This is a genomic window from Bradyrhizobium erythrophlei (assembly GCF_900142985.1).
In the GTDB taxonomy this organism is placed as follows: Bacteria; Pseudomonadota; Alphaproteobacteria; order Rhizobiales; family Xanthobacteraceae; genus Bradyrhizobium; species Bradyrhizobium erythrophlei_B.
In genome coordinates this window covers 768,020-791,876 of the sequence record NZ_LT670849.1, presented here as the reverse complement: position 1 = coordinate 791,876, position 23,857 = coordinate 768,020, and the positions used below count along the sequence as shown (strand labels likewise).

Sequence of the window (23,857 nt, the reverse complement as noted above, 5' to 3'; positions counted from 1 at the left end):
AGGGGCCCGGAAGATCGCGCCTGCACAAATATCTAGGGACAAGTCGATGAGAATAGTTTTGCTGGGGCCGCCCGGAGCTGGCAAGGGGACGCAAGCGAAGCGCATTGTCAGCGAGTACAACATTCCCCACCTCTCGACAGGGGACATGTTACGAGCTGCAGCGCAAGCGGAAACGCGCATCGGAAAGCAAGTCAAGCAGACGATAGCGAGCGGCAAGCTCGTTCCTGATCCGCTTGTGCTGGCTGCCGTTATTGAGCGGACCGTCCAGGAGGATGCCGCGCGTGGCTTTGTTCTCGACGGATTTCCACGGACGATGTCGCAGGCGGTGACATTTGATGACTTTCTCGATACCGAGGGTCTTGAACTCGACCATGTCATCGAGCTTCAGGCTGACCAGAAGGCATTGCTGGATCGGATCACGACCAGAGCTTGCGAGGCAAAGGAGGGCGGTAGCGCGGTCCGCGCGGACGACAATCACGAAGCGCTGAAGGTGCGTCTTGATGCCTACAACGAACAGACCGCTCCGGTCATTGACTACTATCGCTCAAGAAGGGTTCTTAGAACCATCGACGGCTTGCAGCCCGTCGATGCCGTGACCTCGGAGCTCTTTAGAATGATCGGCGCTGGCTCATAAGCTAAGTGTCCGCAATCGCAAAACATGTGCCAACCGGATACGCCCATCGTCGGCGCTGCTCAACCAGCGGTTATAGTGTGCGGCATCCGTCGCTCGACGGGCGCGACTCCGCCCTCTGCCAAGATTACCAGATATTTTGCACTCAGTTTCCGATGTTGCCGAAGCTCCCGATAGGCGACGCTGTCATACCAACTTTGCGCGGCATCCGCTGAAGGGAATTCATACACCGTCACACCCTCGACCGGACCCTGGTCCTCCAGGATCAGGAAGCGACCGTGGTCCATCAAGACTCGACCCTTGTGACCGTCCAACGTTTCATTCACGCGCTGCCAATAGGCAGTGAGTTCGTTCCGATCTACAATTTCGCGGCAAACCAAGACGACGTAGGCATGCGATTTAGCACTGCGTTTACCAACGGGCGCGACTCCACTCTCTACAAGCATCCCGAGATATTCGTTTGCCGCTCTGTGTTTGCGGGCTTGGACATAGGCGTCACTGTTGAACCACTCGACCGTCTGCTCGAATGGAGGGAACTCAGCTATGACAACTCCCTCGACGCTCTCATCCCGATCCGCATCGAGCACCTCGAATGGAGCATACGCTGCGAGCACATCGATATTCTCGAGGTAGCGCGCGACCTGCCAGTAACGCTCTTGCCCCGCCCGGTCCTTCACCGCCTGGCAGATATAGACAAGATAACTAGACATGCGCGCATCTCCTCATGTCATCGGTACCTGGACCAGCTTTCTCTCCTGCGTCCGCGCGATCCTTTTGGGCGAATAGGGACTTATGTCGCCGGGTCGGGCGCCGAGCATCATTGTTGAAGCCTAAATGGTCAATCTCGGTCGCGCTGGAGTCCTGCATTCTGCGGATCGCATTCGCATTGCCAAGTGTTCCCAAAAAGACAAACCCCAGACGTAGGAGGGGGCGCTGGGGCTTGTCGAGTAGGCCGGGAGCGAATGTACGCTACCTCCTACGCGTGCCGACGGTCTTGTCAAAATCCTTCATGTATTGTTGTAATCTATCCTAATGTGCCATTGCGATTGTCGTACTTAGGATAGCACCCGGCGCTCGTTTCCAAGAGCAGACTGGTCGCTCCTCCGCTTGCGCCTCAAATCAAGTGGCGCCGAATTTGCCGAACCCTGCCCAAGCGTCGTGAGCGGCTTTGCCGGAATTTGACGATGGCGTACCGGACCGCGATGATGGACAGTGCCTTGGTGACTTGGATCGACGCGCGATGATGATTGGAGAACATGCCCGCAAATTCTGGAGCTATCTTGCAGTTGCCGGAGCCGCGGCGGTAGTTTTCGGCGCGGGCCTGTTCATCGTGACGACGTTGCCGCCGCGGGAGCTGGTGATGGTAACCGGCGCCGAGGGTGGCGCGAACCATGAATTGGGCATCCGTTACCGTGAAATCCTGGCCAAGGAAGGCGTTAAACTGCAGCTGCTGCCGACATCCGGCAGCATGGAAAACCTGCGGCTGCTGCGTAACCCGCGGTCACGCGTAAACGTAGGATTCCTGCAAGGTGGCACCACAACAAGGCAGGAAGCTCCGGAGCTGGAATCGCTAGGCACGGTGTTTTATGAGCCGCTATGGCTTTTCCGTCGAAGTGAAGTCGGGGAGGGCATACAGGGGTTGCGAGGCAGGCGACTTTCGATAGGTCCCGAGGGAAGCGGCGGGCGCGCATTGGCCCTGCAAATAATTGAAAGGACCAAACTTGACGCTATTGTCGGTGAACCGTCAGGGCTTTCACCGCAAACTGCCGCTGAAAAGTTGATCGCCGGCGATATCGACGCGGCGTTCATCGTCACTGCCTGGGACTCTCCCGTCATCCAGTCGCTTATCCAGGCCAAAGGCATCGAGCTTTCAAGTTTTCAGCGCGCGGAAGCTTTCGTCGCGATTTATCCTTTTCTGCATAAGTTGGTGCTTCCTGCCGGGGTTGTCGACCTCCTGACGAACCGCCCGCCGACAGATGTCGTCCTGGTGGCGCCGAAAGCCAGCCTCGTCGTGCGTGCTGAGCTGCATCCGGCCCTGCAGTATCTGCTGCTTAACGCGGCCGTCCAAATTCATGCGCAGCCTGGGATCTTCCAGAAAGCGGGGCAATTTCCCGCAGCCGAATCAATCGACATACCGTTGAGTGATGAGGCGCAGCGCTTTTACAAAACCGGACGGCCATTCCTGCAAGGTTATCTACCGTTTTGGGTTGCGACGCTGGTCGAGAAGATACTCGTTGTGATGCTCCCATTGATCGCGCTGCTATATCCGGGATTCAAGTTCCTGCCGCAAACGTACGACTGGATGATGCAACTCAGGATAAGGCGGCTGTATGACGAGATCAGGTCGATCGAGAGCGAGATGGAGGCTCAAGGAACGGATATTGACCGTAGCGATTTGAATACGAAACTGAACCTGATTGATCAACGCGCGAACCATCTGCAACTACCGAATGTCTATGCGAGCAGTTTATATACTCTGCGAAGTCATATTGATCTCGTGCGCACCCGTCTGGCCGCAATGACTTAGGTGTCGGTTCGATGTTGCTGGGCACTCCGACGTCCAGAGGCCACCATCGAGAACCGAGTCTATTTGACCGTTGCGCTCAATAGTCCAGCTCTCGCCTGCAAGCTTCGGTGAACGCCTTCAGATAGTCGTCCTCGTCGATGCGCTGCTGTACGCGGCGTTTCAACTCCTCGAATGTTCTGTTGGGCTCTGCATAGGCTGCAATGACTCCGCGCAGCACTTCCTCCGCGCAACCGACGACTTCGCTCGACGAGATCAGTCGCATGCGCTGGATCGCGGAATAAAGATTGCCAACGACCTCGGGTCCCTCGGCCTGGTGGTTCCATGCCTCTGCCAGGCGCTTCGTCGCCTCAATGATGAATTCGGAGTAGAGTTCCTGGCGTTGGGTCGCGTGGATCAAGCGTCGTTGAGTGCCCGACATTCTGTGCTGTGTGACCCATGAAGCTGCAAATGTCGATACACCGCCAACCAATGAGCCGATCAAGCCGGCGCTCGTGGAAAGAATTGCAGTATCCATTTCTTATCTCCTCAGTTGGACGATTTGCGACCACCCGACCGCCGATGCTGGCGGTCCGGGGCTAACCTTTTTTATGCGGGCAACGGCGCATGCGAAAGCGGTGAAAATGCCGCGCGCATCGCGTTGAGAAAGTGGATCAGTGGGTGGCGGTCGGCAATATTGCGCATGGGATGACAGTGCCGCCGCACGCATGGCGTCGGCCGAGGATTCGCCGTGGCGATCAATACCGGTATAGGGCGGGCTCAAGGTCCGGAGCACCCCGCGGCGTCAAACCGCTATTCGTCGAGTGCGCGGCGCCAGGCACCCGGACTCGTGCCAATTGTTCGGGTGAAGACTTGCGTGAGGTGGCTTTGGTCTGCGAAGCCACAGCTCAGCGCTATCTCGCGCAGTGACAAGCGGCCGTCCCGCAGTTTTTGCTTCGCGACCTCAACGCGATGCATCAGAAGCCATTGATGCGGCGCGGAGCCGACCGACCGGCGAAACGCGCGCGCGAAATGGCTTGCCGACAAGCCGCATTCGCGAGCCACCTCCTTGAGCGGCAGACGACCATCGAGATTTGAGCTGAGGATTTCCTTGGCGCGCCTCACTTGCCAGACCGCCAGCCCGCCGCGGATTAGCGGCTGCAACGGCCGCATCCCGCCGTAGCTTTGGGCAACGTATATCCCGAGCCCTTGGAGGACGTGATCGACAAACAGTTGGTTTACCTGGTCCGGACGATGAAGCGCCGGCAACATCACATTGCCGAAACCTGCAACCGTCTCATCGTCTTGCGGCAAGGGCGCATGTCTCAAATCGCCAATTCGCGGTGCGTCGGCCTCTTCGGCGATCGCGTCCAGCGCACCACGCGGCAGATAAAAGAAGAGAACATGGAAGGGCTTGTCGATCACTGCGGACGGAGCGCGTTTCAAATCATGGATACAAGTCTGACCGCTTCGCACATCGGAAACGGCCATGAGCCGGCCATCCTCCCAATACTCGCGACCGGGATAGTCGCGAAACGTCAACGTGATGAAAAAAGCATCCTCGCGCGCGTGCGAGCTCATTTCTTGTCCCATCAGAACGTCACAGCGCGTCTCCGTGACGGCCATGTCAGTCGTGCGTAACACGCGTGTAACGATTGCTTGTGCTGGCTCGGCGCGCAGCCGTTCGGCAAGACCTTGCCCGTAACCTTCGCTCGTTGCCATGATCGAACTCCGCAAAAGCTTATCCGGCTCAATACGTCAGAGCAGTTCGCGACGTAACTGGTTGTCGGGCGAACAATATTACCACGCCGCACCGCATACTAGGAACGAATGCGCCGGGTTAATCGAACCGGGCATCGCCGCTCCATTTTCCTGCAACAAGCGGTTCAGACAAACATCTGAAAAGTATAGCCATTTTGATCGAATTCTCAAATAGACGGCGGCTTTTTGAAAGATCGCGCGGCTCTGGGCCTCTAACCTACTCGGCGGGCGGCCTGAGTTGGGTGAACCAAGGTGCTGGCTGATGAACAAGACCATTACCACGCACTACATCGATGGGGCGTTCGTCGAGTCCCACGGCCACGAGATGTTGGACATCATAAGGCCCAAAGACAGTCAACTCATCGGCCGCGTGATGCTCGGCGACGAGGAAGACACGCGGCGCGCAATCGCCGCTGCCAAGCGGGCATTCGCGACTTACGGCCGGTCAACGAAAGAAGATCGTACAGAGATATTGCGCCGGCTGCATGAGGCCGCTTCGGCGAGGCTTGATGACCTGACGGGGGCGATGGTCGAGGAATATGGCGGCGTCGCGCAATTTGCGAGACTGATCGTCGAGTCCGGCGTCAATGCGTTTTTGGCAGCCGAGCAAGCGCTTCAGCAGATTCCACTGAGCCGTAGCTGGAACAAGACGACAGTGACCTTGGAGCCAGTCGGCGTCGCCGGGTTGATTACCGCGTGGAATGCAAATGCGTTGTTCATCTGCCTGAAGCTGGCTTCCGCCGTTGCCGCCGGCTGCACGGTTGTCATCAAACCCAGCGAGCTTAGCTCAGTGCAGACGCAAGTGTTGGTCGAGGCCCTGCACGAGGCCAGGCTGCCAAAGGGCCTCCTCAATGTGGTCACGGGCCTCGGCACGACCGTCGGCGCGGAGCTTGTACGCAATCCGGACGTCGACAAAATCTCGTTCACCGGCTCGGTTGCCGTTGGGCAAAGCATCATGCGTGACGCTGCCGCGACGATGAAGCGTGTCACGCTGGAACTGGGCGGCAAGTCGCCCACGATCTTGCTGGATGACGCCGATCTCGACAAGGCTATCCCGGCGGCTCTCGTCATGGCCTTCTTAAACAGCGGGCAGGCCTGCGCCGCGGGGTCGCGGCTTCTTGTACCAAGAACCCAACTCGATGCAGTCAAACGCGCCATCGCAAGTGCCATGCACGCATTTAGTGTCGGTGACCCTGCCGATCCAACGACAGCCATCGGTCCGATGGTGTCCCAGAAGCAGTATGAGCGCGTGCAGTCTTACATCCGCAAAGGCATCGAAGAAGGCGCCGAGCTGCTGGCCGGAGGCGAGGGACGGCCACGCAGCTTTGATGCAGGCTATTTTGTGAAGCCGACGGTCTTCGTCAACGTGAAGAACGATATGACGATCGCGCGGGAAGAAATTTTTGGCCCCGTGCTCAGTGTCATCGCTTATGACACTGAAGATGAAGCTATCTCGATCGCGAATGACTCCCGATACGGGTTGCACGCTGCCGTGCTGGGTACCGACATCCAGCGCGCGCGCCGCGTGGCCGCCCAGCTGCGGGCTGGCAGGGTCGTTATCAATAGCATGACGGACGATCCGCAAGCGCCTTGGGGCGGATTCAAATATTCGGGGGTCGGTCGAGAATATGGCCGCTACGGGATTGAGGCCTTTCTCGAAACCCGCGCCATCCTCGAGGCTTGAACGGAGCGAAAATGAGCAGGCACCTCGCCATTTCCCCCGAGGAAGCAGGGGATCGTCTTGCCATCCGCAAGCTCATTGAGGCCTACGCGCACTGCGCGGATCGCCGTGATGCGAAAGGCCAGATGTCACTGTTCACCGCGGACACGCATTTCGTGGTGTATATGAACGCCAAGGACCCGACTCCCTCCATGGAGCTGCGCTCGCGCGAAGCGCTTGCGCCGGTCTTCGCTGACCTGGACCAGTACGCAGCCACGATGCATTTTGTCGGGCAGAGCACGATCTCCGCCCTGGGCGGCGATCGCGCGCAAGGGGAGGCCTACTGCATCGCACATCACCTTACGATAGACGGTGAAAAGCGGCGCATGATGGTCGCCTATCTCCGCTACCTCGACAGTTTCGCAAAGGTCGACGGCGCGTGGCTCTTCGCCGAGCGCCTGCTCTATGTCGACTGGATCGAGCAGCGTGGAATTTCATGACGACGGAAGAGGTCCAAGTGAGGGAAGTTGGGCTGACGCCTTTAGGCCCGAGATCGTGATTTTTCCCTGTAAAATTCCCTGTTTGCAGGGAGACTGGTGCGATAAGCACGGCGTCGCCAGCCAGGCATCCTCTCAACTTGAGATGGATGATATCTTGGTTACGATGATCCTCTAAAATGAGGGCTCTTCGTATTATGGCCGATCTGTTCCGTTTCTGAGAGGTCGCTTCCGCGTAATAGTTCGAAAGTCTCCCGCTCCGCGGCTAGCTCGTCGCAAATCCGATCGATCACCGAGGCGTAATCGCGCCGTTCGTCCTGCCTGAACAGGCGCGCGGTCGGGTACCAAGGTGAATCCTCGCGGCCGAGTAGCCAGCGAAAGTCCGGCCGGTACGGCAAGAGGATCCACACTGGACACCCAAGGCCGCCAGCAAGATGTGCCACGCTAGTGTCGACGGTTACGACGACGTCCAGACAGGAAATCAGCGCCGCGGTCTCCTCGAAATCGGAAAGCTTCTCCGTCATATCCAGCATATCGAGTCCGATTAGGACTTGTTTGTCTATTACCCTCGGGTCCTTTTGCAAACTAACAAACTGCGCATCGACGTTCAGAAGCTTTGCTAACACTCGCAGCGGCAGCGACCGATTCCGATCGTTGCTGTGGCGCGGATTGCCGGACCAAACCAGTCCGACGCGAAGCCTATCGTGCGTGCCGAGGTGACTCTCCCATTCGTCTTTGCGTCCGGGGAGTGGGGCCGGCAAATAGGGTACTGAAGCCGGGATCGTTTCAAGCTCGGTTTTGAACGCCAGTGGCAGGCTTGACATCGAGCAATGCACATCGAAATTTGGCAAAACCGCCTCGGATTTCGAGATACATTCAGCAACCCCCGACAGTCTGGATAAGAACGGCCGTGCTGAGTCCTGTACCGCCAATATAACTTCCGCTCCAAGATCAGCTACCATCGGCACATAACGCGCAAATTGAAAACAATCTCCGATCCCTTCGTCTGCGAAGATGAGAATTGTCTTGTCCCTAAGCGAACCGTTACCTAACCATAACGGCTGTGAGAAATTGGGCTCGGCCATGCCGAGACCCGTCTTCCACCTTATTTCGCGGCCTACCCAACCAGCCTCGAAGTCACCCGTGACCATATGGATCAGCGCCATATTCCATTTGATGATTGGATCGTTCGGTGCGATTGCCTCGGCCGTTCGGTGGCAGGCCATCGCTTCGTCAAATCGTAAGAAGTCGGCCAGCAGATCCGCCTTGTTTTTGAGTGCTGGGATGTGGTCGGGACGAAGCGACAGGGCTCGTTCGTAACAGACCAGGGATTCGTCATAGCGACTAAGTTTGTGCAGAACATACCCAAGATTGTTGTGCGTATCGGCATTGGCCGGATCGAGCGTCTGCGACCGCAAGCCATCGGCAGCGGCTTCTTCGAGCCGTCCCAGATCCTGAAGGACCAGCGCGCGCATATGGAGCGCATCTGCTTGATTCGAGCTTGCATCCAACGACAGATTGAAAGCTTCGAGGGCGTCCTGAAAGCGATTCTGTCGATAAAGGATTTGTCCGCTCAAATTTGCTGCCTCAACGTATCGAGGATGCAAATCTAACGCCCTTCGTAGGCTTAGGAGGGCCTCATCCGGACGATCCAGATCAATCAGGACGCCACCGAGGTCTTTCCAATGCACCCCGTTTTCCGGCTGGATGGCTGCCGCCTTGTCAAAGGCCTTCAACGCCTCGTGTAGGCGTCCCTGCCGGTGCAAAGCGATGCCCAATGCGGACACGTATTCCACCTTGGGTGTTTGCCGGATGGCGCGCGCGAACCATTCTATCGCCCGATCCCCCTGGCCGGTCTGCATTGCGGTCAGCCCGGCGAGGTATAGGGCAGCCTCTTGATCTGGTTCAATCGCGAGGGCCTTTTCGCAGTAGATTTGCGCGTCTGCAAATCGGCCGGCCTGGGCGTGTGCGCAAGCCGCCTCGTACAGCGTTGTAGACGTATCTCGTGAGGGCTTATCGGATTTTCGGGCAGCAGCCCGGGGCTCACGACGGTCCATCGGTACACTTCAAGATTATCGATGCACCTTTTAGTTGATTCGTAGATCTGATGCCAATTGGAACATTCAATTGAGCAATCATTTCCTTAAAACCCCCTTGGAGACGGTCGGGGGACTCGCAAGGCGATCGACGAGCCTTTCTGGCGGAGATCGTCGTATGCAACTCGGTCCGCACCCGATCCAGAACGCTACCATATTCACGGGTTTCGCTCTGCCTGAACAGCCGTGCCGTCGGATACCACGGGCTGTCGTCCCGACCGAGCAGCCAACGCCAATCGGGCCTGTAAGGCAAAAGGATCCAGGTCGGGCGCCCCAGCGCGCCGGCGAGATGGACGACGCTGGTATCTACCGAGATCACGAGATCGAGGCACGAAACGAGGGCCGCGGTCTCTGCGAAATCGGTGAGGTGAGCGGTGAGATCTATGATTTCAGTCCGTTCGAGGATCGCCTTGTCGTCAGGTCTCGGGTCCTTCTGCAGACTGACAAAAGTCGCATCCACATCCAGGATATGGGTCAGCAAGCGAAGCGGAATCGAGCGGTTGTGGTCGTTGTCATGTCGCGGATTGCCGGACCAGACGAGGCCAACCCGTAACCTTTCGTGAGGACCGAGCCGGTGCTCCCAGGCTTGCAAGCGGCCCTCCGCAGGCGCGGGCAAATAGGGGATCGCAGATGGGATCGTCTCAAGCTTCGTCCCAAAGGCGAGCGGCAGGCTGGAGATCGAGCAATACATGTCGAACGCCGGCAGCTCACTGGCTGTGAAGGCGAGGCATTGGGAGACACCGGGGAGTTCTGATAACAGCGGGCGCAAAGGTTCTTGCACGGCCAGAATGACGCGCGCACCCAGCTCGGCGACCATGGGGACGTAGCGTGCAAACTGAATCGTATCGCCCAATCCTTCGTCAACATTGATAAGGATTGTCTTGCCTTCGATGGGCTCTTTCCCAAGCCACATCGGCTGCGGGAGCTTTGGGTAGTGGGTCGAAAGGGCCGGAATCTTCCAGCGGGCCTCGCGCCCGGCCCAACCAGCCTCGAAATCCCCGGTGAGCAGTTGAAGCAGGGCCAAATTCCAATCGGCAACGGCATGCGAGGGATCGATTGCCCTTGCTTGATGATAGACCGCGAGAGCTTCGTCAAAGTGGCGAAGCTCAGCGAGGGCGATCGCCTTGTTGGTGAGCGTCAAGGCGGAGTTCGGCTGAAGTTCGAGGCTTCGATCGTACCATGACACGGCTTCAGCGAAACGGCGCATTGCCCCGAGCGCGATCGCCTTGTTCATGAGAGTTGCGGCGGAGTTCGGTTGGAGTTCGAGGCTCCGGTCGAACCACGATAGGGCCTCCTCGTTCCGACCGGACGACATCAGGACGTGGCCGATATTGCCGTATGTGTCTGCGTTGGCCGGATCGAGCGCCAACGCCCGCTTGTTGTCGGCGAGAGCTTCGTCGAGCCTTCCGAGTTTTTGCAGAGTGAGCGCACGCATATACAGCGTCTGGAAGTGGTTGGGCTCAAGCTCGTCGCACAGATTGTAGTAGGGGAGGGCGTCTTGGAATGTCTCCGATTGATAGAGAAGAAGCGCGACCATGTTTGCCGCACCCCAATGACGAGGATTCAGTTTGAGCGCGTGCTGAAAGCTCAGGATCGCGTCCGCCGGGCGTTTCACCTCGATGAGGACGGCACCGAGATTTCTCCATAAATCGGCGTCAAGCGGTTTGAGTTGCACCGCCTTATCGAACGCCTTGAGCGCCTCGTCAGTCCGCCCCTGGTTCACGAGCGTGGAGCCAAGACTGGTTAGATAAACTGCTTTCGGCTCCTGTCGGATCGCACGAGATATCCACTCTAGCGCATGGTCGTATTGTCCGGCGTCGAGCGACAGAAGACCCAGAAGGTGCAGGGAGTCCGCGTGATTGGGATCCAACGCAAGGGCTTGCTGGCAGCATAGCTGAGCGTCGAGATGCCGTCCCGCCTGCATGTGGCCAAGGCCGACCTCATAGAGCCTGCCGGCGGTACCCACCCCGGCCGCAGTCCGATCGACTCCGGTCTTCTTTGCGGCCCGGCGTTCGCGACGGCTCATCGGGGATTCCAGAGGTCTCTAGACCCGGCAAATCATTCAGCGACCTGTAGGTGATTCTAGCGGCGCAGAAAAGACTTGAGTAGCGGGGACCTGGAGGGTGTACGGCGAAGCCGTATCTGCGGACTGCTGACAACGAGCCTGCACGTTTCAAGCCGCGGGCGTATCGATCCCCTTCGGGCGCAAAAACGAGCGCGTCTCCGAAAAGAAAAGCGATCGAAGACTGACTTTCTGAGCCACGATCGACCCGAGGGCAACCGTCACGAGACATTCCACTCCCAGCACCGCGAGCCCCGCGCCGTTGAGGCCCCAGATGCGCGAGAAAACGAATATTCCTGCCACGCCGATGATGGCCGCTGCCGTAACCACGCAGGTCAGTTGGCGATCCAGGTGCATCGGGATCATGGTCTGTATTCCAAAGATGTTCGAAAGCGCGATGATAAAAGGCAGAAATGCCATCCATCGCAGCAAGAGAACGGCGTCCTGGTATCCATCGCCACCGACGACCTGAACGATCGATCCGGAAAACAAAAGCAACGTGGTGGACAAGACTGCGGACACCAGCGCGATTGTTCGAAAGAAGAACTGCTTCGCTCGGCGCTCGTCCGCCGTTTCATCGCGGCCCGAAATTCTGCAGATGAACGGATACACGGCGCTCGTGATGGGTCCCATAACGCCGCTGGTCGCCTGTCGAAGCCGGTCGGCCAGCGCAAAAGTGCCTCCCGCCGACGTACCAAGAACGCTTGTCACGATGATTACGTTTGTCGTCGTATAAAGGCTGATCGCCAGAGATGAGGCGAACAAACCAAATGCGCCGCCGAGCGTCGACGCAATGGTTGCTGCCTTCGGCGCCCGCCAGCGGATCCCGTAAAGCCGCAGCACGACGAACGAACCAAATGCGGCAAAGATCGCGGCACCGGCATATATCGATGCAAGCAGCGTTAGATCTTGAGGGGTGCGGATCAGGCAGGCAATCAGCAACGCCGTGGCAAGCCGCACACAGAATTGCAGCATCGCAAAATCTCTCAACCGTTCCAATCCCAGAAACACCCACTGTGGACATAGCGAATTGGCAATGGTCTCGATGAGCATGATCGAGGTGACCAGCTTCCAGGTCGCATCGACAGGAACAGTTGCAAGAACCAAGACGAAAAGGGACGAGGCGGCTGCGGCCAGGACAAGCTGAGAAACAGCGACTGTGCTGACGCAGTCTGATATCGCCGAGGCATCATCGCGGATTCTTGCTAGACGGCGCGGTCCGGTAAGATCAAAGCCGAATTTTGTGATGAGGCCGACGTAGGCGGCATAAGCGGACATCGTTGCAAAAAGACCGAATATCGAAGAACCAAAGGCCCGGGTAATCACCGGAAGAGTCAGGAAAGGAAGGCCGTAGTTGAGCAATTGAACGAGCCCGAGCCAACCGGCATTTCCGATGACAGTCTTCAGCATCGACCAATCTCGCTTCCGCAGGTCGCCACGGGGCTTTCGAAGGACGCAGTGCAGCTTTTCAAAGATCAAAACTCGCACGAGAAACTTTAAACAGTCGTGAATCTCCAAGCCGGGCCGCGCAGTTTCCGAAGGTCTTCGCCAGCTGAAGGAGTGTCGAAGGGCTCGGCCTAATTTTATTCGGCCTTGATTCCCGCCTTTGCGATCACGTCGCGCCACATGACCGTCTCCGAGGCGATGTGCTTCGTCAATTCTGAAGAGCCGTCGGCAACGACAGCCACCCCTGCGGTCCGAAAGCGTTCTCGCGTCTCGGGATCGGTGAGGACGGTGACGGCGGCGTGCTCGATCTCCTGAACGATGGCGACCGGCGTGCCTTTTGGCGCCAGAAGCGCGAACCAGGCGCTGGTATCGAACCCCGGCAGAGCTGCTTCCGAGATGGTTGGCACTTCGGGCAATTCGGGCGAACGTTCAGCTGTGGTGACAGCCAGGGCGCGAAGCTCGCCGGCGCGAATGAGCGGCAGCACCGAGGGCAGATTGTCGAACATGATCTGAACGTGGCCCGCGAGCAGATCCTGAACAGCCGGAGCGCTTCCCTTGTACGGCACGTGAAGGATATCGATCTGGGCGCGCTGTTTGAAGAATTCGCCTGTGACATGCCCATTCGAACCGACGCCCTGTGAAGCATAGGTCAACGTTCCCGGCTTTTGCCTTGCCAGCCCGATAAGTGACTTGACGTCGTTGACGGGTAGCGCGGGATTGATCACGAGTACGTTGGCGACCAGGCCGGTGCGGGTGATCGGCGTCAGATCGCGCACGGGGTCGTAGTTCAGCTTCGGGTAGAAGAGGGGATTGAGCGTCAGCGCGCTTGATGCTGCGGCAAGCAAGGTATGGCCGTCCGGAGCCGCGCTAACGACGGCATTGACGCCGGTGCCGCCATTGGCGCCGGGCTTGTTCTCGACGATCACGGTCTTGCCCCAGCGCTCCCCGAGCTTTTGCGCCAGGACGCGCGCGACGAGATCGCTGGTCCCGCCCGCTTGATAAGGTGAGACAATCGTCACGGTCCGCGATGGAAAGTCGCCGGCGTGCGCCGCAGCGGCCGGCAGCGATGCCAGAAGCAGTAAAAGAACAGCGCGGCGCATGAAAGCTCCGTTTCGAAGAAAGGCTGGCGCCCGCCGCATCGAAAGTAGCGCAAGGAAGCTTGGCTCTAATCGCAGGCCTATGGCGTGATCGGCTTTTCCGGCAGATAGCCCGGCGCGTAGATTTGCTCGACGGTCAATTTGTCACCGGGAACGTCGATGTTCTTGTTGATGAAATCGACGGTGTTCTTCATCCGCTCCAACGTCATGCTGCCATAGCCGTTCTTCTGCACGTCCGGCGTAATGGCGACGCGGCGAAGGATATCGATCTCTTCGATGATGATTTGCGGATCAAGCGCCTTCACGTACTGAAGCTCGATCTGGGCGGCTTCGTCCGGATGATCGAACGTGTATTTCCAGCCGCGCAACGCCGCACGTACAAATTTCTTGACGGCTTCCGGGTCTTTTTTCAGGAAGTCTTCGTGCACGCCGATGGAGTTGGCGTAGATTTCGAGGCCAAGGTCGCCAGCGAACAGGCAAACCGGCTTGCCGTCCGGTATTGCGCGTTTGATGGACGGCTCGCTCATCATGAACAGGTCGATGCTCTGCACTTTGCGTGAAGCCAGCATTGGCACGCGGGCTGGGGCATCGATGTTGACGATCTTCATCGTTTTTGAATCGACGCCATTCATCTCCATAATGGCTTGCCAGATCTTTGGCATGAACGACGCAGAGCTCGAGCCAAGCTCGAACCCGGCCAATTTTTTTGCGCTATCGATATTGGCGCCATTGTCGATGCTGAAGACGCAATATGGCGGCTTTTGATAATTTGCCGCGACGATCTTGATCGTCGAGCCCGATCCGCCGGCTGCGACAAGACTCGGTATGTCGATGAACCCGAACTCGGCACCGCCGGTCACAACCGTGCGGATCGCGTCAGCCGTACCCTTTGACGGCATGATCGTAACGTTCAGTCCTTCTTCCTTGAAATACCCTTTGCCGAGCGCGACGTACCAGGGCGCATGGCGGCCGAGAGAAATGAAGTCGAGCACGAATTTTACGTCGCGTTCCTGCGCATAGGCGGACGGCAGTGAAAGCGCTAGGGCGACCGCAACCACCAGAAATCGCTCAATCATAGCCATTACTCCCCAAATACCGGCCGGATGTTCTTTACGTCGAAATTGACAACAGAAATATCATAAGATATTTCACGTGAACAGTCACAAAATGGGAATGCGCGCTCTGGGCCGCTAGCTGCAACCGAAGCGTCGGCCATTGTTGGGCTTCGTCGATCAGTTTCACCTCAGCCGGGCTTGCAGGAAAAGATCAAAAGAGTGGCAAGGATGGCCTTCGGAACGATCAAAAACGTCAGGAAGGTTTTCTCCGCGGCCGAGCTGAAGTCGCGCTCGTCGGAGCCGGTCGTTGCACTCGACGACGCCAACTTCGAGTTCGATGAGGGCGAGCTCGTTGCGTTGCTTGGACCGAGTGGTTGCGGCAAGACAACGCTCTTGCGGATCGTCGCCGGGCTTATTCAGAAAACCTCCGGCTCGGTGAAGATCGGCGGGCGGGAGATTACGGAGCCGCTCGGCGACTACGGCTTTGTGTTCCAAAGCCCGAGCCTGATGCCGTGGCGGACGGTGCTGGACAATGTCCTGTTTACAATGGAAGTGCTGCGACGGAACGACAAGGCGGCTCGGGCGCGCGCGGCGCAGCTGCTGGATATGGTCGGTCTCGGCGACTTCCTCCGGGCCCGTCCGCATCAATTGTCGGGGGGCATGCAGCAGCGGGTGGCCTTGTGCCGGGCGCTTATTCATCAGCCGAAGTTGCTTTTGATGGACGAGCCGTTTGGGGCGCTCGACGAGCTAACCCGTCTTGAAATGAACGATCTTCTGCTGCGGATCCGCAAGGAGATCGGCGCGACGGTGCTATTCGTCACGCATTCGATCTCGGAAGCTGTCTACGTGTCGGATCAGATCATCGTGTTTAGTCGCCGCCCGGCGCGCGTTGCGACCAAGATCCCGATCACGTTGCCTTATCCGCGAACGCAACGCATCCGATTTACGTCCGACTTTACGAGGGCCGAGCGGCTGGCGAGCGAAGCGCTCGGGATCATTTCTCCTGTCGAAGCGGAAGGGACGGCAGCATGATAGGCCGTGCCACGACACAGATATTATATCCGTTAGCCGGCTTGGTGTTTCTGATTGCGCTGTGGTGGTTGCTTTGTATCTATCTGCGCATTCCAACGGTCGTGCTGCCGACGCCGGACAAGGTGATGCATGCGCTAACCAGCCGCATCGACCTCATCATGGCAGAGGGGTGGGTTACGCTGAAGGAAACCGTTCTTGGTTTCATTTTAGCCGTTGTCGTCGGCATTCCCATGGCGGTATTGGTTGCGAACTCAAGGCCGATCAATCTGATTTTTTCGCCGCTGCTGGTCGGATTGCAGTCCGTTCCGAAAGTCGCGCTCGCGCCGATCATCCTGGTCTGGCTAGGCACCGGCATTCAGTCGAAGCTTGCTATCGTGTGGCTCGTGGCCTTCTTTCCCATCATCGTTGATACGGTCGCTGGATTGCGCTCGACCCCGCGTGAGCTGCTTGAGCTGGCACGCAGCCTTCGCGCCTCGCCCTTGCAGATTTTCGTCAAGGCCCAACTGCCGGCCGCTTTGCCGTTCATCCTCACGGGTGCCAAGGTTGCTATAACCTTATCGGTCATCGGTGCCGTCATTGGGGAGTTCGTCGGCTCCAGCGAAGGTCTTGGCTTTCTTCTTCTTACAGCGACGTCTCAGCTCGATACTCCACTGGCATTCGCCGCGCTGGTCGCGTTGTCGCTGATGGGTGTGTTCGTTTATCTGCTTGTCGAAGGCGCCGAGCGGTTGGCCGCGCCTTGGTTGCCGCCGGCGCAGCACTAGGACGAAAGCCATGGCAAGGAAAACAAAAGGCTCGAAAGTCGTCGCGATCAGGAAACAGGGTACGGCACGGCCGGCGAAAGACGGCTCGTTGGCCGATGCGGCGTATATTGCGTTGAAGGAGAAGATCGTTCGGCTCTTCTTCTTGCCGGGGCAATACCTGAATGAGGGCGCGCTGTGCGAACTTCTGGGGGTTGGCCGCACGCCCGTGCATCAGGCGCTCCAGCGCCTGCAGCACGATGGGCTGGTCGAAGTGATGCCGCGCAAGGGCGTCATCGTCCAGCCGGGCAGCATCTCCGAAATCCTCAAGATTCTCGATTCTCGGGTGACGATCGAAGCGGATCTGGCGCGAAATGCCGCGAGCCGCGTCACGGCGGAGGAGGCCGCAGAACTGAAAAAGCTGGCGCGCGTCAAGGTAGTCGGCGATTCACGGTCGCAGCTCGACAATTTTGTCGAGGCCGACCGCGCGTTCCACAGCCGTTTCGCTGATCTCGCCGGCAATCCCGTCATGAGCGATATCGCCGGCAAGCTGCACGATCGCTCTATCCGGTACTGGTATCTTCATCTGTGGCAGACATTCGATGGCCGAGCGAGCGGTAACGAACACGCGGCGATCGCGGACGCAATCGCGCGCGGCGACGGCGAGGCCGCGGCGGCTGCGGTGCGGGCCCATCTCGAGAGCCTCCGTACGCGCCTGATGCGCGCGCAGAATATAAACAGCGGCCGTCCTTTCCTGCGGTCGCGCTAAAACATGAGGAGACGAACATGAGCGGCGCTTATTCGGGAATTCCCCTCGGCGGTTTGAAAAACCTCGATGAGATTTTGCTGCAAAGCAAGGAATTGCCCTGGCGGGAGAAGTCCCTGAAGGGCATCTCGGAGAAAATGTTGTGGCGCAACGAAGAGACCGGCGCATCGATCGCGCTTATTCGCTTCGCCAAGGGTTCAGGAATTCCAGCGCCTCACAGCCACGCTTCCAACCAGTTCATGATCTGTCTGGAAGGAAAATACGAATACACCAAGACCGGTGTCGTTCTGACGGCAGGCAGCTTTTACTGGAACCCGAAAGGAAATGTGCACGGACCGGCCGTTGCGCACGAAGACACCGTCGTCGTCGAAGTCTATGACGGTCCGCATTACCCGATTAAGCCGGATTGGTACGCCAACGAAGAGGATGCGCGCTGATGTCCTCGTCAGCCAATGCTGCGACAACTTCCGTTCGCGTCGATGCCGATAAGCTTATAGGCGTGGTTGCCGATACATTCGCGGCACTTGGCGTCGCGGCGGGGAGTGCGCGCATCGTCGCCGAAGATCTTGTCCTGGCGGATCTGGAAGGCGTTGGCTCGCACGGCGTGATGCTGCTGCCCATGTATGTCGAGCGCTTGCAGAAGGGGTCGGTATCGAAAGAAAGCGCCGGCGCGATCGTTGTCGATAACCGCACCAGCATTGGTATTGATGCGCATCATGCGCTGGGACAGCTCACGGCGCACCAGGCCGTCGGCCTTGTGACATCGCGGGCGCGTGAGTACGGCATGGCGACGGTTGCGGTGCGTAACGCGTTTCACTTCGGCACGGCCGGCCGCTATGCGCGCCTCATTGCGAGCCAGGGCTGCGTCGGCATCGTGATGTCAAACACGCGGCCCTTGCTGCCGGCTCCAGGCGGCGCCGAAGCAATCACTGGGAACAATCCAATTGCCTTTGCGGTGCCGAGCAACGGCACGCATCCGGTCGAGGTCGATATGGCGCTGAGCGCCACGGCGATGGGCAAGATCCGTCTCGCCGCCGCGGCTGGCAAACCAATTCCGGCGGACTGGGCTATGGCGGCGGACGGGAGCCCGACCACCGACCCGAATGAAGCGATCAAGGGCATGTTGGCTCCGGCGGCGGGGCCGAAAGGCTTCGGTCTTGCTTTTGTCATCGATCTCTTGTGCGGCGGGCTGTCGGATGGCGCCATCGGCGCCGAGGTACGGCCGCTTTACGGCGACGCGTCGCAGCCGTATCGCTGCAGCCAGCTGTTCCTGGCGCTCGACGTCAGGAATTTCACCGATCCGGAAGCTTTCGCCGAGCGCGTCAACGAGCAGGCACAGCGCGTAAGCCGCTCGAAACACGCTCCAGGCATCGAGCGCGTCTACGCGCCGGGTGAGCTGGCATACGCAACGCGGGAGGGCAATGCAGGTAAGGTGACGCTCAGCCGCCAGACGTTTGACGGCTTCGTGACCGCGGCAAAGAGCGCCGGCGTGCAGGTCGAACCACTTCTCTAAGGCAGCGATCGAAGAGGACCAACATGAAACAGCAAATCACCTCCAGCAAGTTACGCAAACCGAACGGCCACTTCTCGCAGGCGACGGCGATTGCCGCGCAGGGCAAGCTTGTCTTCATCTCGGGGATGACGGCTCGCGTACCGGATGGCTCGATCGCGGGCCTGGGCAATATCGAAGTTCAGACGCGCCAGGTTTGCGAGAACGTTAAAGCGGCCGTGGAAGAGGCAGGCGGCACGCTCGATGATATCTGCCGCGTCGACGTGTATGTACGCAATATGGAGCACTTCGATATCATCCATAAGGTGCGCCGCGAGTATTTCACCGGCATCGCGCCAGCATCCACCATGGTCGAAGTCTGCAAGTTCACGTCGCCCGAATATCTGATCGAGATGAACGCCATCGCTGTTTTACCGAACGGTTGATCGAGCGATGAAAGCGCGTTTCGAGGCTGATGGAGACGTGATCGTCATTACCGGCGGTGCCAATGGCATCGGCCGGGCAGTTGCGGTCGCCGCTGCCAAAGCTGGCGCGAAAGTCGTCATCTGCGACGTCGATGCCGCGGCCATGGCTTCGGCCAAGGCCGAACATGAGTCCATCGACATCGAGAACATGGATGTCGGCAATCGAGATGCGGTGATAGCTGCGTTCGCCCGGATTGAGCGTGACTATGGTCGCGTCGACGGGCTCATTTGCGCCGCAGCGATCCAGCCGCGTCGTCTCGTGCATGAGATGGCGCCGGACGAATGGCGGCGTGTCATGGCGATCAATCTCGACGGCGTCGTGTGGTGTTACCAGGCCGTCATCAACGGTATGATTGCTCGCCGGCGCGGGAGCATCGTGGCATTCACGTCCGGGCTGGCGCATCAAGGCTGGCCTGAAGCGTCCGCCTACGCCGCCACGAAAGCAGCCTTGATCGCCTTCACCAAGAGTGCGGCCAAGGAAGTCGCGCAGCACCGCGTCAAGTTCAACCTGATTTCCCCCGGCGTTATCGATACGCTTCAGTATCGAGCCGCGAACGTGGGCGCCGATCACGAACGCTGGTTGGCCTCGACCGGCGTTGGATCGCCGGACGATGTCGTCGGCCCGTTGTTGTTTTTGCTCTCGGACGCCGGAACCATGACGGCGTCGCTGCTGTCGCGCGATTTGGCCTACGCAGCGGAAAAGCCAGGTCATGCCTGAGAACATTACCCTTACAAAGCCGGTCATTGTCGTTGGCGGAGGTCCGGTAGGCCTCACGACAGCGCTGGGTCTCGGCTTCTATGGGCTGCCGTTCCAGCTCTTTGAAGAAGACGAAGCGCTGTCGAGCGACACCAAGGCCGGCACGATCCTGACGCGAACGATCGAAGCATTTCGCCGCTACGGCGTAGCCGATCAAGTGCTTTCCAAAGCTTTGCGGATCGACGAGATCGGGGACGTGGAGCGCGCGACAAATGTGGCCCGGCCGTCGGTCAGCATAGATCTTCTGGCGGACGAGACGCGTTATCCCTTCGTTATTAACTTGCCACAGCATCACCTGGAGCCCATTCTGCATCGTCAACTCGACGAGAAATACCCGGGATGTGTGCATCTCAGGCAAAAGCTGAAAAGCTTCCGGCAGAGTGGTGACGGCGTCACCGTGACGTTCGATACTCCGGAGGGTGAACGCGAAGTCGAAGGTTCATACCTTCTGGCTTGCGATGGTGGCCGCAGCACAATCCGCAGCCAACTTGGCGTCGCCGTCGAGGGAGAATCCCTCGACGTGCTGACGATTCTGGTCGACGTGAAGGTCGACCTCGATGTTCAGAATCCGCGTGACTATCCGTATCTGGCCTATTTTGCCGATCCCGCCGAATGGATGATCCTTGTCCGCCAGCCTCACTGCTGGCGGTTCCTGTTCCCGTTGCCGGCTGACCGGCCGGAGCCGTCTCGTGAGGAATTCCGCGAAAAGATCCTGCGTTTCATCGGACCGGTAAACGACCTCGAGATCATCAATACGATTGTCTATCGCATCCATCACCGTATCGCGACGGAATGGCAGCGCGGCCGCGTATTTCTGATGGGTGATGCCGCGCACCTCATTACCCCGATGTGGGCGCTTGGCTTGAATACCGGCGTGCTCGACGCGGTTAACTTGCCGTGGCGTCTTGCATGGGTTGCGCGCGGGTGGGCGACCTCATCGCTGCTGAATGGCTACGCGCGCGAGCAGCGGCCGGTCGCGGCGCACGGCTCGGGTGAGATGGCCGAGGCCGCCCGCAAATACATGTTGGGTCAGCAGGACGCTATTCGGGCCATGTCTGGCGGCCAGTGGGCGAATGCCTTGACGCGGACGATGCTCGGCGTGCGGCTTGACGTCGATCAGTCCGGCGACTGGTCGATGGTAAGAACCGAGGCAGGGCCGCTGCGGGTTGGCGAACGCCTTCCGGATGCGGTGCTGCATGCTGGCAACGGCAAGCCTGTGCGGTTGCATGATTTGGCGGATGATTCGTTTATCGCGCTGTATTTTACGGATGCGCGCCGCAGGCCATCGCTTCCGGCCGACCGGCCGGGCCTGAAGCATTTCGTCGTGTCGCGACGCGACGCGCCACTCGATTCCGGTTTGCGCGAACGATCGCTGTTCGATGTCGGCGACAAATTCCGGCAGCGGGCAGGGTGTGCCGCCGACACCGTCATGCTGATCCGGCCGGACGACCATATCGCCGCGATCCTGCCGATGCGCGATGGCGCGATCGAGGAAGTCTACGCGCGCATCACGGGTGCTTGAGGATCCAATGAGCGGAAAGTCGCAACGCATAGCCCTTGACGTGCACGCCCATCTTGCGCCGATCGTGCCCGAGAAACTGGCGGCGATCGATGGCGTGACGTGGCACGCCGACAAAAATATCCTGTTGGTCGATGGCCATGCTGTCGGCATGAAGCCATTATTCGATCCACCGGCGCTGGTCGCCTGGATGGATCGCAACGCCGTGGCGAAGGCGTGGGTTTCGATTCCGCCGCCGCTCTACCGCGGGCACTTGCAGGGTGACGCCGCTCGCGCCTGGACGACTTACGCCAACAACGGGCTTGCCGGCATCGCTTCCGAATACCCCGATCGTCTCGCACCGCTGCCTCATCTGCCTTTGCAGGCGCCGGACGTCGCCGCCGCGACGGCGAAAGAGTGGATCGCGCGTGGTCATCGCCGGTTCGGCGCGCCATCCAGCAGCGACGGCGGCCAAGTGCTCTCCGACGAAGCCTACGAGCCATTATGGCGCGTGCTCGACGAGGCGGGTGCGTTTGTGTTTTTCCATCCGGGCGAGTGCGCCGATGGTCGACTGACCGCGTTCTATTTGTCCAACCTGCTCGGCAACCCCTATGAGACGGCGATGGCGATCGCTCATCTGACATTTGGCGGTGTGTTTGAGCATTTCGCGAGGATTCGCTTCTGCTTCGCTCATTCCGGAGGCGTGCTGCCGATGGTGGCCGGCCGTTTTGAGCGGGGTTTCGACACAGCACGGCCAGGTGTCGATACCAAGCGGCTGTCGCCGAAAAAGATCTTCAGGAACGTCTGCGTCGATTGCATCGCGCATGACGCTGAGTCTTTGGCATTGGCGGAACAGACATTTGGCGAAGGCAATGTGGTCTTCGGGTCCGACTGGCCGTTCCCGATGGGGCTCATCGAGCCTCACGCGCAAATGGCTGATCTCGACGAGCCGCGCCGCAAGCGTATTTTCTGTGACAATCCCGACAGACTCGCAAAGGAGACGGAAGCATGAAAGGCCCATCACCGCGCGGACCGGAACTTGGTCCGATTGGGGACGAGATCCTGTTCGAGAACGATCGCGTTCGTATCTGGGGCGTGAAGCTCGATCCGGGTGAACGGCAGGCGTGGCACAAGCATGATCTTCCCTACGTCATTGTTCCCATGACCAAGGGCAAGAATATTATGTATTTCGAAGATGGGCGTGAAAAGGAAACGAACGAGACGGTTGGCGGGGTGCTTTGGCGCGAAGCGGGGGCGCCGCACGAATTGCTGAATGTGAGCGATTGGCAATACCGGAATGTCCTGATCGAGATCAAGTGATGCTCTCGCGCATGGCCGCCTCGATCCCGGGTGGAAGATGAAGTTTCTGACGATCAGGAACGGGGCGGCCTGGGTCCCGGCCGTCATCGACGGCGATCAAGCCGTTGTTCTTCCCGAGCGCTACCAGGATCTCGTCGCCTTTATCGAGGGTGGTGAGGCGGCCAGGTCCGAACTTGCCGCGCATATGCGCGCGGCCGGTTCCGCGCGCGTGCCGCTGGACGAGGCCGTAGTCGGCTCCCCGATTATACGATTTCGGCGCGACGTCCTTTGCTGCGGCTGGAACTACTGGGATCACTTCTATGAAAGCGAAGGCAAGCGGGAAGGGCAGGATGTGCCGCGCCCCCACGGACCGACATTTTTCACCAAATCGCCCGAAACGGTGATCGGCCCGTTCGATGACATCGCGTTCGACGAACGCGTATCAAAAAAATGGGACTACGAAGCCGAGATCGCTATCGTCTTTGGCAAGGCCGGCAGAAGCATTCCCGCTGACTGCGCCTGGGACCATGTCTTTGGCCTTACGCTCGCCAATGATGTCTCGCAGCGTGACCTTCAACGCCGGCATGGCGGGCAGTGGTTGAAAGGCAAGAGTATCGATCGGACCATGCCGCTCGGTCCGGTGATCGTCACCCCCGACGAACTCGATGTGCCGAACTTGCGCATCGAACTGACGCTCAATGGCCAGACCATGCAAAGTGCGCTGGTGGGGCAGATGGCTTTTCCGATCGAGGAGTTAATCGCGGAATTGACGTTTGGCATGACCGTGCACCCCGGCGATGTGCTGTTGACGGGGACGCCGAGCGGGATCGGTAACGCGCGCGAGCCCCAGGTCTTCCTAAAAGAGAGTGATGAGGTCGTTGTTCGGGCGTCGGGTATCGGCGAACTCCGAAATCGTCTGGTCAAAGCTGACCTCGCCGGGCGTTCATCGGTCGCCCTCTAGCCAATCACCCAGCCAGCGCTCGGCC

At 59.1% G+C, this 23,857-nt stretch carries 24 protein-coding genes; 15 read left to right on the top strand and 9 right to left on the bottom strand.

Annotated features, from left to right (window positions below):
- Positions 1 to 46: 46 nt before the first annotated feature.
- Positions 47 to 634 carry an adenylate kinase gene (locus BUA38_RS03520; protein WP_072816726.1) on the top strand — a complete coding sequence of 196 codons (588 nt, stop codon included), beginning with the start codon at positions 47 to 49 and terminating at the stop codon, positions 632 to 634.
- 59 nt (positions 635 to 693) lie between these two features.
- Here the strand turns inward: BUA38_RS03520 and BUA38_RS36155 are convergent, their stop codons facing one another.
- Complete coding sequence (locus tag BUA38_RS36155) at positions 694 to 1,341, bottom strand: DUF1330 domain-containing protein (protein WP_083587429.1); 648 nt, start codon at positions 1,339 to 1,341, stop codon at positions 694 to 696.
- A gap of 458 nt (positions 1,342 to 1,799) precedes the next feature.
- On the opposite strand from BUA38_RS36155, the gene BUA38_RS03505 reads away from it, so the two are divergent.
- A complete protein-coding gene (locus BUA38_RS03505; protein WP_072816725.1) occupies positions 1,800 to 3,158 on the top strand; it encodes a TAXI family TRAP transporter solute-binding subunit in 1,359 nt (452 codons plus the stop codon).
- Positions 3,159 to 3,234: 76 nt separating this feature from the next.
- Here the strand turns inward: BUA38_RS03505 and BUA38_RS03500 are convergent, their stop codons facing one another.
- Positions 3,235 to 3,672 (bottom strand): hypothetical protein, encoded by a 438-nt coding sequence (locus BUA38_RS03500; protein ID WP_156898368.1) that lies wholly within the window; start codon positions 3,670 to 3,672, stop codon positions 3,235 to 3,237.
- Positions 3,673 to 3,947: 275 nt separating this feature from the next.
- On the bottom strand, positions 3,948 to 4,856 hold the full coding sequence (locus tag BUA38_RS03495) for an AraC family transcriptional regulator (protein ID WP_072816723.1): 909 nt from the start codon (positions 4,854 to 4,856) through the stop codon (positions 3,948 to 3,950).
- Between the two features lie 301 nt (positions 4,857 to 5,157).
- Here BUA38_RS03495 and BUA38_RS03490 point away from each other — a divergent pair, with 301 nt between their 5' ends.
- Both BUA38_RS03490 and BUA38_RS03485 read left to right on the top strand, forming a co-directional pair.
- Positions 5,158 to 6,579, top strand: a complete 1,422-nt coding sequence (locus tag BUA38_RS03490) for an aldehyde dehydrogenase family protein (RefSeq protein WP_072816722.1) — start codon at positions 5,158 to 5,160, stop codon at positions 6,577 to 6,579.
- Positions 6,580 to 6,590: 11 nt separating this feature from the next.
- Positions 6,591 to 7,055: a nuclear transport factor 2 family protein gene (locus tag BUA38_RS03485; RefSeq protein ID WP_072816721.1), complete on the top strand. Its 465-nt coding sequence runs from the start codon at positions 6,591 to 6,593 to the stop codon at positions 7,053 to 7,055.
- Between the two features lie 158 nt (positions 7,056 to 7,213).
- Here BUA38_RS03485 and BUA38_RS03480 read toward each other — a convergent pair whose 3' ends face one another.
- The 5 genes from BUA38_RS03480 to BUA38_RS03460 all read right to left on the bottom strand — a co-directional run bounded on the left by BUA38_RS03480 (position 7,214) and on the right by BUA38_RS03460 (position 14,829).
- Complete coding sequence (locus BUA38_RS03480) at positions 7,214 to 9,109, bottom strand: tetratricopeptide repeat protein (protein ID WP_072816720.1); 1,896 nt, start codon at positions 9,107 to 9,109, stop codon at positions 7,214 to 7,216.
- Positions 9,096 to 11,174 carry a tetratricopeptide repeat protein gene (locus tag BUA38_RS03475; RefSeq protein ID WP_072816719.1) on the bottom strand — a complete coding sequence of 693 codons (2,079 nt, stop codon included), beginning with the start codon at positions 11,172 to 11,174 and terminating at the stop codon, positions 9,096 to 9,098. The genes BUA38_RS03480 and BUA38_RS03475 overlap by 14 nt, the downstream gene beginning before the upstream one ends.
- Before the next feature lie 147 nt (positions 11,175 to 11,321).
- Complete coding sequence (locus BUA38_RS03470) at positions 11,322 to 12,620, bottom strand: oligosaccharide flippase family protein (protein ID WP_072816718.1); 1,299 nt, start codon at positions 12,618 to 12,620, stop codon at positions 11,322 to 11,324.
- A 173-nt stretch (positions 12,621 to 12,793) separates the two neighbouring features.
- Positions 12,794 to 13,756 carry a Bug family tripartite tricarboxylate transporter substrate binding protein gene (locus BUA38_RS03465; RefSeq protein ID WP_172805972.1) on the bottom strand — a complete coding sequence of 321 codons (963 nt, stop codon included), beginning with the start codon at positions 13,754 to 13,756 and terminating at the stop codon, positions 12,794 to 12,796.
- A 77-nt stretch (positions 13,757 to 13,833) separates the two neighbouring features.
- Positions 13,834 to 14,829: an ABC transporter substrate-binding protein gene (locus BUA38_RS03460; protein ID WP_072816716.1), complete on the bottom strand. Its 996-nt coding sequence runs from the start codon at positions 14,827 to 14,829 to the stop codon at positions 13,834 to 13,836.
- A gap of 222 nt (positions 14,830 to 15,051) precedes the next feature.
- On the opposite strand from BUA38_RS03460, the gene BUA38_RS03455 reads away from it, so the two are divergent.
- The 10 genes from BUA38_RS03455 to BUA38_RS03410 are packed head-to-tail and all read left to right on the top strand — an operon-like array spanning position 15,052 to position 22,892.
- Positions 15,052 to 15,840, top strand: a complete 789-nt coding sequence (locus BUA38_RS03455) for an ABC transporter ATP-binding protein (protein WP_425304963.1) — start codon at positions 15,052 to 15,054, stop codon at positions 15,838 to 15,840.
- Positions 15,837 to 16,601, top strand: coding sequence for an ABC transporter permease (locus BUA38_RS03450; protein ID WP_072816714.1), 765 nt, complete (start codon positions 15,837 to 15,839; stop codon positions 16,599 to 16,601). The genes BUA38_RS03455 and BUA38_RS03450 overlap by 4 nt, the downstream gene beginning before the upstream one ends.
- A gap of 10 nt (positions 16,602 to 16,611) precedes the next feature.
- Positions 16,612 to 17,346 carry a GntR family transcriptional regulator gene (locus tag BUA38_RS03445; protein ID WP_083587427.1) on the top strand — a complete coding sequence of 245 codons (735 nt, stop codon included), beginning with the start codon at positions 16,612 to 16,614 and terminating at the stop codon, positions 17,344 to 17,346.
- A gap of 17 nt (positions 17,347 to 17,363) precedes the next feature.
- On the top strand, positions 17,364 to 17,780 hold the full coding sequence (locus tag BUA38_RS03440) for a cupin domain-containing protein (RefSeq protein ID WP_072816713.1): 417 nt from the start codon (positions 17,364 to 17,366) through the stop codon (positions 17,778 to 17,780).
- Positions 17,780 to 18,856 (top strand): Ldh family oxidoreductase, encoded by a 1,077-nt coding sequence (locus tag BUA38_RS03435; RefSeq protein ID WP_072816712.1) that lies wholly within the window; start codon positions 17,780 to 17,782, stop codon positions 18,854 to 18,856. Before BUA38_RS03440 ends, BUA38_RS03435 begins: the two co-directional genes overlap by 1 nt.
- Positions 18,857 to 18,879: 23 nt before the next feature.
- Positions 18,880 to 19,278 carry a RidA family protein gene (locus BUA38_RS03430; RefSeq protein WP_072816711.1) on the top strand — a complete coding sequence of 133 codons (399 nt, stop codon included), beginning with the start codon at positions 18,880 to 18,882 and terminating at the stop codon, positions 19,276 to 19,278.
- A 7-nt stretch (positions 19,279 to 19,285) separates the two neighbouring features.
- Complete coding sequence (locus BUA38_RS03425; RefSeq protein WP_072816710.1) at positions 19,286 to 20,035, top strand: SDR family NAD(P)-dependent oxidoreductase; 750 nt, start codon at positions 19,286 to 19,288, stop codon at positions 20,033 to 20,035.
- Positions 20,028 to 21,596, top strand: coding sequence for an FAD-dependent monooxygenase (locus tag BUA38_RS03420; protein ID WP_072816709.1), 1,569 nt, complete (start codon positions 20,028 to 20,030; stop codon positions 21,594 to 21,596). The genes BUA38_RS03425 and BUA38_RS03420 overlap by 8 nt, the downstream gene beginning before the upstream one ends.
- Before the next feature lie 7 nt (positions 21,597 to 21,603).
- On the top strand, positions 21,604 to 22,584 hold the full coding sequence (locus BUA38_RS03415) for an amidohydrolase family protein (RefSeq protein WP_072816708.1): 981 nt from the start codon (positions 21,604 to 21,606) through the stop codon (positions 22,582 to 22,584).
- Positions 22,581 to 22,892, top strand: a complete 312-nt coding sequence (locus BUA38_RS03410; RefSeq protein ID WP_072816707.1) for a hypothetical protein — start codon at positions 22,581 to 22,583, stop codon at positions 22,890 to 22,892. The genes BUA38_RS03415 and BUA38_RS03410 overlap by 4 nt, the downstream gene beginning before the upstream one ends.
- Here BUA38_RS03410 and BUA38_RS37880 read toward each other — a convergent pair.
- The gene (locus tag BUA38_RS37880; RefSeq protein WP_244553184.1) at positions 22,885 to 23,076 is read right to left on the bottom strand and encodes a hypothetical protein; all 192 of its coding nucleotides are present in this window, start codon (positions 23,074 to 23,076) and stop codon (positions 22,885 to 22,887) included. The genes BUA38_RS03410 and BUA38_RS37880 overlap by 8 nt on opposite strands.
- On the opposite strand from BUA38_RS37880, the gene BUA38_RS03405 reads away from it, so the two are divergent.
- Complete coding sequence (locus tag BUA38_RS03405; protein WP_244553183.1) at positions 23,077 to 23,832, top strand: fumarylacetoacetate hydrolase family protein; 756 nt, start codon at positions 23,077 to 23,079, stop codon at positions 23,830 to 23,832.
- Positions 23,833 to 23,857 lie beyond the last annotated feature (25 nt).

Coding starts and splice junctions, on each gene's coding strand:
- BUA38_RS03415 (WP_072816708.1), top strand. CDS start 21,604: ATGAGCGGAAAGTCGCAACGCATAGCCCTTGACGTGCACGCCCATCTT.
- BUA38_RS03485 (WP_072816721.1), top strand. CDS start 6,591: ATGAGCAGGCACCTCGCCATTTCCCCCGAGGAAGCAGGGGATCGTCTT.
- BUA38_RS03500 (WP_156898368.1), bottom strand. CDS start 3,672: ATGGATACTGCAATTCTTTCCACGAGCGCCGGCTTGATCGGCTCATTG.
- BUA38_RS03410 (WP_072816707.1), top strand. CDS start 22,581: ATGAAAGGCCCATCACCGCGCGGACCGGAACTTGGTCCGATTGGGGAC.
- BUA38_RS03450 (WP_072816714.1), top strand. CDS start 15,837: ATGATAGGCCGTGCCACGACACAGATATTATATCCGTTAGCCGGCTTG.
- BUA38_RS36155 (WP_083587429.1), bottom strand. CDS start 1,341: ATGTCTAGTTATCTTGTCTATATCTGCCAGGCGGTGAAGGACCGGGCG.
- BUA38_RS03465 (WP_172805972.1), bottom strand. CDS start 13,756: ATGCGCCGCGCTGTTCTTTTACTGCTTCTGGCATCGCTGCCGGCCGCT.
- BUA38_RS03420 (WP_072816709.1), top strand. CDS start 20,028: ATGCCTGAGAACATTACCCTTACAAAGCCGGTCATTGTCGTTGGCGGA.
- BUA38_RS03490 (WP_072816722.1), top strand. CDS start 5,158: ATGAACAAGACCATTACCACGCACTACATCGATGGGGCGTTCGTCGAG.
- BUA38_RS03520 (WP_072816726.1), top strand. CDS start 47: ATGAGAATAGTTTTGCTGGGGCCGCCCGGAGCTGGCAAGGGGACGCAA.
- BUA38_RS03425 (WP_072816710.1), top strand. CDS start 19,286: ATGAAAGCGCGTTTCGAGGCTGATGGAGACGTGATCGTCATTACCGGC.
- BUA38_RS03435 (WP_072816712.1), top strand. CDS start 17,780: ATGTCCTCGTCAGCCAATGCTGCGACAACTTCCGTTCGCGTCGATGCC.
- BUA38_RS03430 (WP_072816711.1), top strand. CDS start 18,880: ATGAAACAGCAAATCACCTCCAGCAAGTTACGCAAACCGAACGGCCAC.
- BUA38_RS03460 (WP_072816716.1), bottom strand. CDS start 14,829: ATGATTGAGCGATTTCTGGTGGTTGCGGTCGCCCTAGCGCTTTCACTG.
- BUA38_RS03440 (WP_072816713.1), top strand. CDS start 17,364: ATGAGCGGCGCTTATTCGGGAATTCCCCTCGGCGGTTTGAAAAACCTC.
- BUA38_RS03475 (WP_072816719.1), bottom strand. CDS start 11,174: ATGAGCCGTCGCGAACGCCGGGCCGCAAAGAAGACCGGAGTCGATCGG.
- BUA38_RS03470 (WP_072816718.1), bottom strand. CDS start 12,620: ATGCTGAAGACTGTCATCGGAAATGCCGGTTGGCTCGGGCTCGTTCAA.
- BUA38_RS37880 (WP_244553184.1), bottom strand. CDS start 23,076: ATGCGCGGCAAGTTCGGACCTGGCCGCCTCACCACCCTCGATAAAGGC.
- BUA38_RS03495 (WP_072816723.1), bottom strand. CDS start 4,856: ATGGCAACGAGCGAAGGTTACGGGCAAGGTCTTGCCGAACGGCTGCGC.
- BUA38_RS03480 (WP_072816720.1), bottom strand. CDS start 9,109: ATGGACCGTCGTGAGCCCCGGGCTGCTGCCCGAAAATCCGATAAGCCC.
- BUA38_RS03445 (WP_083587427.1), top strand. CDS start 16,612: ATGGCAAGGAAAACAAAAGGCTCGAAAGTCGTCGCGATCAGGAAACAG.
- BUA38_RS03405 (WP_244553183.1), top strand. CDS start 23,077: ATGCGCGCGGCCGGTTCCGCGCGCGTGCCGCTGGACGAGGCCGTAGTC.